The 4434-nt window shown below is 58.3% G+C and carries 1 protein-coding gene and 4 pseudogenes; 2 read left to right on the top strand and 3 right to left on the bottom strand.

Annotated elements, in window-relative coordinates:
- Window positions 1–123, bottom strand: a pseudogene (locus MKD38_RS30170) (IS5/IS1182 family transposase); the annotation flags it as partial.
- A 274-nt stretch (window positions 124–397) separates the two neighbouring features.
- On the opposite strand from MKD38_RS30170, the pseudogene MKD38_RS30175 reads away from it, so the two are divergent.
- A pseudogene (locus MKD38_RS30175) lies at window positions 398–1013 on the top strand (IS30 family transposase); the annotation flags it as partial.
- Here MKD38_RS30175 and MKD38_RS30180 read toward each other — a convergent pair.
- Both MKD38_RS30180 and MKD38_RS30185 read right to left on the bottom strand, forming a co-directional pair.
- Window positions 993–1259, bottom strand: a pseudogene (locus tag MKD38_RS30180) (transposase); the annotation flags it as partial. The pseudogenes MKD38_RS30175 and MKD38_RS30180 sit on opposite strands and share 21 nt — an antisense overlap.
- A gap of 125 nt (window positions 1260–1384) precedes the next feature.
- A complete protein-coding gene (locus MKD38_RS30185) occupies window positions 1385–3511 on the bottom strand; it encodes a prolyl oligopeptidase family serine peptidase (RefSeq protein WP_012354770.1) in 2127 nt (708 codons plus the stop codon).
- A 233-nt stretch (window positions 3512–3744) separates the two neighbouring features.
- Here MKD38_RS30185 and MKD38_RS30190 point away from each other — a divergent pair.
- Window positions 3745–4149, top strand: a pseudogene (locus MKD38_RS30190) (transposase); the annotation flags it as partial.
- Window positions 4150–4434 lie beyond the last annotated feature (285 nt).

Here is a 4434-nt window from a genome sequence, read left to right on the forward strand (position 1 = left end):
GGGGCGTACGGAGCGATCAGCATCACCAGATCGGCCCACGGCACCACACGGTTCATCTCGTCCAGGAATTCGCGCTTGCGGTTGCGCTTGGTCGACAAGTTCAGCAAGGTCAGTTTGTTTCATGCGCCACATGCTCGCTGGCTCGACGATTCATTTCAAGCACATCTGCTGGCTAATTTTTGCAGAGCATCCTTAACTTCAAGTTTCGCGTCACATCCATCCCTGCAAAATACAACTCTGACTCGAGGAAAGAAAATGCAGTCATTCGCAAATTTAATTCTGAATTCTATAAGTAATAATCACGGCGACCTCAAAATCTGAAGTGCAACACCTTGCCATCCGGTAAGGTGTGGTGAATGACAAAAACGAAGTACCGCAACTGCAATCCGAAGAGCGCATGCGCATCGAGATTTGGAAGGCGGAGAAAGTCAGTCAGCGCGAGATGGGCGCAGGCTGGGGCGTGCGCCTTCAACGCTGAAGCGCGAGCTTCGCCGCAACGCGACAGCAAGCGGTGGCTATGGGGCAATGACAGCGTAAGCCCGCCGCGCGCAACGCCGCCAGGCCAGCCGTCCCGCCCGCAAACTCGCTGCCGACAGTGTGCTGTGGCGCGTGGTGCGCCACTTCCTTGACCAAAAGTGGTCACCCCAGGAAATCCCGCTACTCTCAAGCGCGCCTTTCCTGACCACCGCGAGCGCCACGTGTCCCACGAGACCATCTACAACGCCATTTACGCCTACCCGCGCGGCGAACTGCGTCGCCAGCTCATCGCTTGTCTGCGCCAGGGCCACGCTAAGCACCTGCTGCGCTCGCGTGGCACCGACCGGCGTGGCCAAATTCCCGACATGGTCAGCATCCATGAGCGCCCGCCTGAGGTCAACGACAGGCTCATGCCCGGGCACTGGGAAGGCGACCCCATCAAGGGTGCGGGTAACCGCTCGGCAGTGGGCGTACTGGTGGAGCGCATGAGCCGCGCCGTGCTGCTGGTCAAGATGTCCGATGCCACCGCGGCTTCGGTCTGCTGGCCCCCGGGGGCTGGCCACTGCCGCAGCATCGATGCTTGCCCGACTCCAATCGATCTGACCATGCTCGCGCAGGCGGGTTAGCAGGGCCAGGTGCATGCGCGTCCAGACGCCACTGGCCTGCCAGTCACGCAGACGACGCCAGTAGGTCATGCCGCTGCCAAAGCCCAGTTCCTGCGGCAAGTCTTTCCACGGAATGCCGGTGTGCAAAGCAATCACGATGCCGCTTAGCGACAGTTTCACCAGAAAACACGCCTATATCGCTAATATAGGTTAGCGGTGGGGAGTCGTAGGACGATCATCGGTATTTGCACGGGGGACTATTCTTGCCGCAAGAAAGCCAGTGTGTGACGCTTAAAATCGGGTCACGCGTTCGGTCGTAACGACGCCCCAATCTTTGCCCGCAGGAACTCAAATGTCGTTGCACTGGCGCGGGCTCTGGTTTCGGGTTCGACGCCAGCGCCATGACCGCCATCGCGCTGTTCTAGGTAGAAGACCTCGCGATGTCCGAGTGCCTGCATTTTCGCGACCATCTTTCGTGCATGGCCTGGATGCACGCGATCGTCAGTGGACGATGATGTGAATAGAACCGGCGGATAGGAGACGTCCGGCTTTACGTTGTGATAGGGTGAGTAAGCCATAAGCATCCGGCGATCGTCGGCATCGTCGGGATTGCCGTACTCGTCGACCCACAAAGCGCCCTGCAACAACAGGTGAAAGCGTGACATGTCGAGCACTGGCACATGCGAGATAACGGCACCGAATAAATCCGGACGCTGGATCATGCACGCTGCGGTTAACAACCCGCCGTTGCTCGCCCCTTGGATCGCGAGTTGCCCCGGGGTGGTAACACTGGAGCTGATCAATGCCTCAGCGACGGCAATGAAATCACCAAATGCGACCGGACGTTTTTCTCGTTGCGCGGCTTGATGCCAGCCAGGCCCGAACTCACCTCCCCCCCGGATGCTCGCGATTGCGTACACACCGCCCGGTTCTAGCCAGGAGAATCCCAAAGTGCCCATATAGGCGGGTGTATCGAGCCGGATTTCGAATCCGCCGTATCCATAGAGCAGGCAAGGTCGAGGGGTACCCTGAAGATCTGCCTCGCGGCCGATCACCCAATAGGGAATCTGCACGCCATCGGGTGCCATGGCATGCCGGCGCAACGCGAGGAATCCGGTTGAATCGAAGCGTGCGGGAAGCTGTCCGAGCTGGTGCCAAGGTGTGTCACTGGAGAGATCGGCATGGTACAGCGCTGGTGGTGTCAGGAAGTGATCGACGTAGATCAGTACAGTGTCATCGCGTGCTCTATCGACGGCGGTCACAGATGCTTCGCATCCGGCCGGCAACGGATACGCTCGAGATTGCCACGTGTCGTCGACCGAGTCTGGCGGACGCCAAAGCGTCACGCGGGTAACGCTTTCGCTCTTGTCAGAGACGATTAGCCAGTGCTTCGTATAACGCACCCCCGACAGTACATTCTCGTCAGTTGGCGTGAAAAGTACGGTGAAGTGGCGATCACCGTCGAGAAATGCGTCACGTCGAATGGCCAGTAAAGAACCGCCCCGATAAGCCGTCTCGTTGACGTGCCAATTGGTGCGCGGCGTGACGAATAGCCATTCGCTCCACTCAAACAAAGCAGCCGTATTACGCGGCACATCGTACAACCGCCATTCACGAGCCTTTTCATCGAGCCAGAATTGCTCCCGTTCGTAGAATGTCGTGCTGCGGCTTGCAATATGACGTGCTTGGATTGGGTCGTAATTCGCTGACGCACCCAAGTCGTCAGGCTCGCATTCGAACACCACCGGCGCATCCGCTACTGGCGTTCCGCGCTTCCATCTGCGCACCTGTCGCGGGTGACCGGAAACAGTGACAGCGGGGGCCGCGTTTACTGCGCTGTCATCCCAGCTCGCATAAACCGTATCTCGATCGATCCATGCAACGCTGTGGTGACCGGAATCTGGTAGTTCGAATCCGTTCTCAACAAACGCACGCGCTTCCACGTCGAATTCCCGCACGATACAAGTATCGGAACCGCCGGGCGACAGGAAGACCAGTGCGCGATCAGCAGTGGGATAAATAAGATGAAAGCCCGCCAGAGCCCAGCGCGTGCCGTCCCCGTTTCGGTTGTTCAAGTCAAGCGCATCGACCTCCAGTACCACTTCCCATTGTGGGTTGCCCTCGATCCAGGCATTCCAGGGCGTACGCCGTACGAAACCGAGCGGATGCGCTCCGTCAAGCCAAGTATTGTAAGCCCAGTTACCCCAGCGCGAGCATATGACGATGCGATCTTGGTCCATCATGGTCTCGACGAGCCGCTTAGTTAGCACGTCGGCGGCTGACGTGCGTCCGTACATTTCCATAGTACGGGCTGTCTGAGCGAAAACCCATGAATTGACAGTGGGACTATCGAGTTCTTCGAGATCGATATACGGATCGGCAGCGTTACCTGTCGGCGGCCAAATAATTTTCGATTGCGAATTTATCATAATGAATCATCCATTAAAGTACTTTCAGAAGGAACAGCTTCATCTTTCAAATCGCCCGATTCGGTTCAACTAATCGTGCCATTTCGACATGGTTGAGGTAGTCGAGTTCCATGATGATTTGCGCGCTGCGCGGCACATCGATTGGCTACCACTCGCCACACGTGACCTGCGCGTCCAACTCGATCGAGCCAGAGGTTTTCGACTTGCCCCGAAACCAGCATCGCAAGCAAGCCCTTGCGAAGGGGATTGCGTGGGAAGACTTGCCGCAGGAACTGGGCTTCGGCCGCGGTATGACTTGCTGGCGTCGCCTTCGTGATTGGTAGGCCAGCGGCATCTGGGAACGCTTGCAACTGGCCCTGCTGACGCGATTGCGTGAGCATGACCAGGTCGATTGGAGCCGGGCGAGTATCGATGGTGCGGCTGTGACTAGCCTCCAGGGGGGCAGCAGACCGGCCCGAACCCCACCGACCGTGGCAAGCTCGGCACCAAACGCCACCTCGTCGTAGACCGGCGCGGCGCTGGCCGTGACCGGTGCCAATTGGCACGACTCGGTGGTCTTCGAAGCCCTGGTTGATGCCATACCCGCAGTGCCGGGGCTGCCTGGCGGGCCGCGCAGCCGCCCCGACAAGCTCAACGCCGCGATTGAAACACCGCCGCCGAACCGTCATTGCATCCTGATGGCGGACACTTCGGTTACGATTCACCCCGTCACTCAGGACGCCAGCGCAAGGTGTCCGCCTTCGCATGGAACACTGTCCGCGATGAGTCTGGAATCACTGTCCGCCATCAGTGGAATGCGCACGAATCTTGCGGGCTTGCGTTCAACGAAGGAAAGCAATAGCAGTCCTGAGCCCAACGCAAACGATTGAATGTGACTATACAAAAGTCCTACGAACTCAATTTAACGGCGATCAGTTATAAGG

It is taken from the genome of Cupriavidus sp. WGlv3 (genome assembly GCF_023952475.1).
GTDB classification, from domain to species: domain Bacteria; phylum Pseudomonadota; class Gammaproteobacteria; order Burkholderiales; family Burkholderiaceae; genus Cupriavidus; species Cupriavidus phytorum.

What these genes read in the sequence shown, in the direction of transcription:
- MKD38_RS30185 (WP_012354770.1), bottom strand. Translation starts at nt 3,511, where the DNA reads ATGATAAATTCGCAATCGAAAATTATTTGGCCGCCGACAGGTAACGCT.